The sequence below is a fragment of the Actinotalea sp. JY-7885 genome (genome assembly GCF_014525465.1).
Classification (GTDB): domain Bacteria; phylum Actinomycetota; class Actinomycetes; order Actinomycetales; family Cellulomonadaceae; genus Actinotalea.
In genome coordinates, this window is the sequence record NZ_JACEXH010000229.1 from 1 (window position 1) to 4,271 (window position 4,271).

Genomic DNA, 4,271 nt, shown 5'->3' on the forward strand with positions numbered 1-4,271 from the left:
CGCCCGCGCGCATCCCGCCCGCCGCAGCCGACCGCCGCGCGCGGGCACCCGGCCGCGTTGCCGCGCCGCCGGACCGGTCCACCACCGCTCGGACCGTCCCCGCCCAGCTCAGCTCGACCCGACCCAGCGCCGCCCTCACGCGCCGCCGAGGAGACACCATGACCGCTCTCGACACCCGCCGCACCACGCCGCTGGCGCCCGTGCCGCTCGACCCGGCCGACTTCCCCGGGACCAACGTCGACCAGATCCCGCCGCTGCCCGCGCACTGGGCCGGGCTGGACCTGCGCGAGATCCTCAGCCGACCCGCCGCCTTCCTGTCCGTGAGCCAGTCCAACTCGCTCTACGAGCCCGGGGGCGTCCAGTACGCCGAGGGGCACGCCTTCCGCGGCAGCCTGCCCGCGACGGTTCGCGCCGTGCGGGCCGCGCGCCGCGCGCCCAACTTCGTCTCGTTCAACTGGATCGGCTACTCGGTCTTCCGGGACGGCTACCCGCAGTCCGACTTCGACCGCGCCCAGTACGCGTCCTGGACGGGTGCGATCGACGCGACGCCCGAGCAGGTCGCGTGGGACGACGAGCTCGTCGGGGACCTGCGCGCGCTCGTCGAGCCCGGCGACAACGAGCTCTCCGAGAAGGCGTTGCAGACCGCGTTCGTCGGCACCGACCTGCCGCTCGAGCTGGCGCGCAAGCGGGTCGAGGTCGTCGTCATCACCGGCATCCACCTCGACTGGTGCATCGAGGGCAACGCGCGGGCCGCGCGGGACCACGGCCTGCTCCCGATCGTCATCGGCGACGCCACCGGTGCCCAGCGCCCGGACCAGGAGGCGGCGGCGTTCGAGCGCATCACGAGCTTCTTCGCGCCGGTGATCTCCTCGGAGACCTTCGCCGGGCTGGTGGCGCGCTGATGGGCGACGTCGGCCTGCTCCTCGTCGGCGTCGTGCTCTTCGTCAACGGGCTGTCGACCCTCGGGGTCGTGCCCGCACGCAGCGCCGCGCCGCTGAACTTCTTCGTCGGGACCGCGCAGGTCCTGCTCCCGACGATCGTGCTGGTCCAGCACGGCACCGAGCCGGGGGTGCTGCAGGCCACGTGGCCCAGCTACCTGTTCGGCATCACGTACCTGTGGTTCGGGCTGCTGACCGTCTTCAGGATCGAGCCGCAGGGCTTCGGCTGGTACAGCATCTTCGTGGCGGGGATCGCGACGTACTACGCCGTGACGACCGTCGCGACGGATCCGGCGTTCGCCGTGATCTGGGCGACGTGGGCGGTGATGTGGACCCTGTTCTTCCTCCTGCTCGGCCTGGGCCGCACGCACGTGGGCACGCTGGACCTCGGCCGGTTCGCCGGCTGGTTCCTCGTGCTGCTGGGGATCCCGACCTGCACCGTCCCGGCCCTGCTCATCATGGCGGGCAGGTGGAGCACGAGCCCCGCGGCGGGCGTCGCGGCGCTCGCGGCCCTGGCGCTCGCGACGGCGGCCTCCGTCGCCCTGGCGCGGCGGCCGGCACCGGCGACGTCGGCACCGACGTCCTCCGCACCGACGTCTTCCGCGCCGACGACCGCGGCGCCGACGCCGGAGCGGCAGGAGGCGCTCGACCCCTCGCCGACCCCCGCCTGAGCAGGGGCGCCGCCGCGTGTCGGGGTGCGCGGCGGCGCCCGGAGTTGGAGAGTCGTCACAACGGCGGGCCCGCCGACGTTGTCGGCGGCCGACAGGCCAAACCTACGGTTCCGTAGCCTACGCTGACGTAAGTTAGCCCAGGCCGTCACCGGAAGGACCCTGCGTGAACGAGCCCGACATGATCCAGCTGCTCACCCCGACCGGGGAGCGGGTCGCCCACCCCGAGTACGACCGCCGCATCGAGCACCTGGACGCCGAGGCGCTGCGCGGGCTGTACCGGGACATGGTCCTCGTGCGCCGGTTCGACACCGAGTCCACGGCGCTCCAGCGCCAGGGCGAGCTGGGCCTCTTCCCGCAGGCGCTCGGCCAGGAGGCCGCGCAGGTCGGCTCGGGCCGCGCGCTGGCCCCGCAGGACTACGTGTTCCCGTCCTACCGCGAGCACGGCGTCGCCCACACGCGCGGCCTCGACCTGGTCGACATCCTGCGGCAGTTCCGCGGCGTCGACCACGGCGGCTGGGACACCCGCGCGCACAACTTCCACCTCTACACGCTGGTCATCGGCTCGCACACGCTGCACGCCACCGGGTACGCGATGGCCCTGCAGCGCGACGGCGCCGTCGGCACGGGCGACCCCGCGCGCGACGCCGCCGTCGTGACGTACTTCGGTGACGGCGCCACGAGCCAGGGCGACACCAACGAGGCGTTCGTCTTCGCGGCCGTGAACAACGCGCCGCTGGTCCTGTTCTGCCAGAACAACCAGTGGGCGATCTCGGAGCCCACCGAGAACCAGTCGCGCGTGCCGCTGGTCGAGCGCGGCAAGGGCTTCGGCGTGCCGAGCGTGCGGGTCGACGGCAACGACGTCCTGGCCTGCTACGCCGTCACCGCCGAGGCGCTCGAGCGCGCGCACTCGGGCAACGGGCCGACCTTCATCGAGGCCTACACCTACCGAATGGGCGCGCACACGACGTCGGACGACCCGACGCGCTACCGCTCCGCCGCCGAGGAGGAGGCGTGGCGCCGGCGCGACCCGATCGACCGCCTGCGGCTGCACCTCGAGGCGCTCGGCGAGCTCGACGCCGCGTTCGTCGCCGCGCTGGACGCGGAGGGCGAGGCGCTCGGCGAGCACTTGCGCGCGGCGGTCCGCGCGATGGACCGGCCGCCGACGTCGACCCTCTTCGAGCACGTCTACGCGGGTCCCCACGCCGTCGTCGACGCCGAGCGTGCCTGGTTCGAGCAGTACGAGGCCTCGTTCGAGGCCGCTCCCGGAGCGGAGGCACGCCGATGAGCGCCGTCCCCGAGGTCGAGCGGGTCACGCTCGCCAAGGCGATCAACCTCGGCCTGCGCGCCGCGCTCGAGGAGGACCCGAAGGTCCTGCTCATGGGCGAGGACATCGGCCGGCTCGGCGGCGTCTTCCGCGTCACCGACGGCCTGCAGAAGGACTTCGGCCCGGACCGGGTGGTGGACACGCCGCTCGCCGAGTCCGGCATCGTCGGCACCGCGATCGGCCTCGCGCTGGGCGGGTACCGGCCCGTGTGCGAGATCCAGTTCGACGGCTTCATCTTCCCGGCGTTCGACCAGATCACCACGCAGCTCGCCAAGATGCGCTACCGCTCGCGGGGCCGGCTCGCCCTGCCCGTGGTCATCCGCGTGCCGTACGGCGGCGGCATCGGCGCGGTCGAGCACCACAGCGAGTCGCCCGAGGTGCTCTTCGCGCACACCGCCGGCCTGCGCGTGGTGACGCCCGCGAGCCCTGCGGACGCGTTCACCATGATCCAGGAGGCCATCGCCTCGCCGGACCCCGTGCTCTTCTTCGAGCCGAAGGGCCGGTACTGGGACAAGGGCGACGTCGACCGCGGCTTCTCCTACGGCACGGCGACGAGCGACGGCCTGGACCGTGCGCGCATCGCCCGGCCGGGCACCGACCTCACGCTCGTCGCGCACGGTCCCACCGTCGCCACCGCGCTGCGGGCCGCCCAGGCGGCCGCCGCCGACGGCACCAGCATCGAGGTCGTCGACCTGCGCACCATCTCCCCGCTGGACACCGCGACGATCGCCGCCTCGGTGCGCCGGACCGGCCGCTGCGTCGTCGTCCACGAGGCGCCCGTCCTGTACGGCACCGGCGGCGAGGTCGCGGCGCGCATCACCGAGGAGTGCTTCTTCCACCTCGAGGCGCCGGTGCTGCGGGTGGGCGGGTTCCACGCGCCGTACCCGGTCGCGCGGCTCGAGCACGAGTACCTGCCGAGCCTCGACCGCGTCCTCGACGCCGTCGACCGCGCGCTGGCGTTCTGACCCGACCGAGGAGAGGGCCCCCGTGCCGACGTACGAGCAGTTCCGCCTTCCCGACGCCGGCGAGGGCCTGACCGAGGCCGAGATCGTGGCCTGGCACGTCGCCGTCGGCGACACCGTCGTCGTGAACCAGCCGATCGTGGAGATCGAGACCGCGAAGTCGCTGGTCGAGCTGCCGTGTCCGTGGGCCGGCGTCGTGACCGCGCTGCTGGCCGAGCCCGGCACGACGGTCGAGGTCGGGACGGCGATCATCACCGTCGACACCGACCCGCACGGGGCGCCCGACCCCGGAGCGTCCGAGGGTGGCGCGGCCGCCGGCGGCGCGGTGGACGCCGCGCCCGAGCCGCCCGCCGCCGACGACGGCGCGAGCGGGGCG

At 74.0% G+C, this 4,271-nt stretch carries 5 protein-coding genes; all 5 read left to right on the forward strand.

The genetic code is table 11. The features are described from left to right. Nucleotides 1–158: 158 nt before the first annotated feature. Entirely contained in the window at nucleotides 159–902 is a 744-nt protein-coding gene (locus IDM29_RS15285) for a cysteine hydrolase (RefSeq protein ID WP_182112475.1), read from the forward strand. After that, entirely contained in the window at nucleotides 902–1,609 is a 708-nt protein-coding gene (locus tag IDM29_RS15290; protein ID WP_182112474.1) for an AmiS/UreI family transporter, read from the forward strand. Before IDM29_RS15285 ends, IDM29_RS15290 begins: the two co-directional genes overlap by 1 nt. Nucleotides 1,610–1,787: 178 nt before the next feature. Then, nucleotides 1,788–2,894 (forward strand): pyruvate dehydrogenase (acetyl-transferring) E1 component subunit alpha, encoded by a 1,107-nt coding sequence (gene pdhA / locus IDM29_RS15295; protein WP_182114342.1) that lies wholly within the window; start codon nucleotides 1,788–1,790, stop codon nucleotides 2,892–2,894. Next, nucleotides 2,891–3,898: an alpha-ketoacid dehydrogenase subunit beta gene (locus tag IDM29_RS15300; RefSeq protein WP_182112473.1), complete on the forward strand. Its 1,008-nt coding sequence runs from the start codon at nucleotides 2,891–2,893 to the stop codon at nucleotides 3,896–3,898. The genes pdhA and IDM29_RS15300 overlap by 4 nt, the downstream gene beginning before the upstream one ends. A gap of 22 nt (nucleotides 3,899–3,920) precedes the next feature. Continuing rightward, nucleotides 3,921–4,271 (forward strand): biotin/lipoyl-containing protein (locus IDM29_RS15305; protein ID WP_309232752.1); only part of this gene is annotated, 351 nt, incomplete at its 3' end.

Coding starts and splice junctions, on each gene's coding strand:
- IDM29_RS15290 (WP_182112474.1), top strand. CDS start 902: ATGGGCGACGTCGGCCTGCTCCTCGTCGGCGTCGTGCTCTTCGTCAAC.
- IDM29_RS15285 (WP_182112475.1), top strand. CDS start 159: ATGACCGCTCTCGACACCCGCCGCACCACGCCGCTGGCGCCCGTGCCG.
- IDM29_RS15300 (WP_182112473.1), top strand. CDS start 2,891: ATGAGCGCCGTCCCCGAGGTCGAGCGGGTCACGCTCGCCAAGGCGATC.
- pdhA (WP_182114342.1), top strand. CDS start 1,788: ATGATCCAGCTGCTCACCCCGACCGGGGAGCGGGTCGCCCACCCCGAG.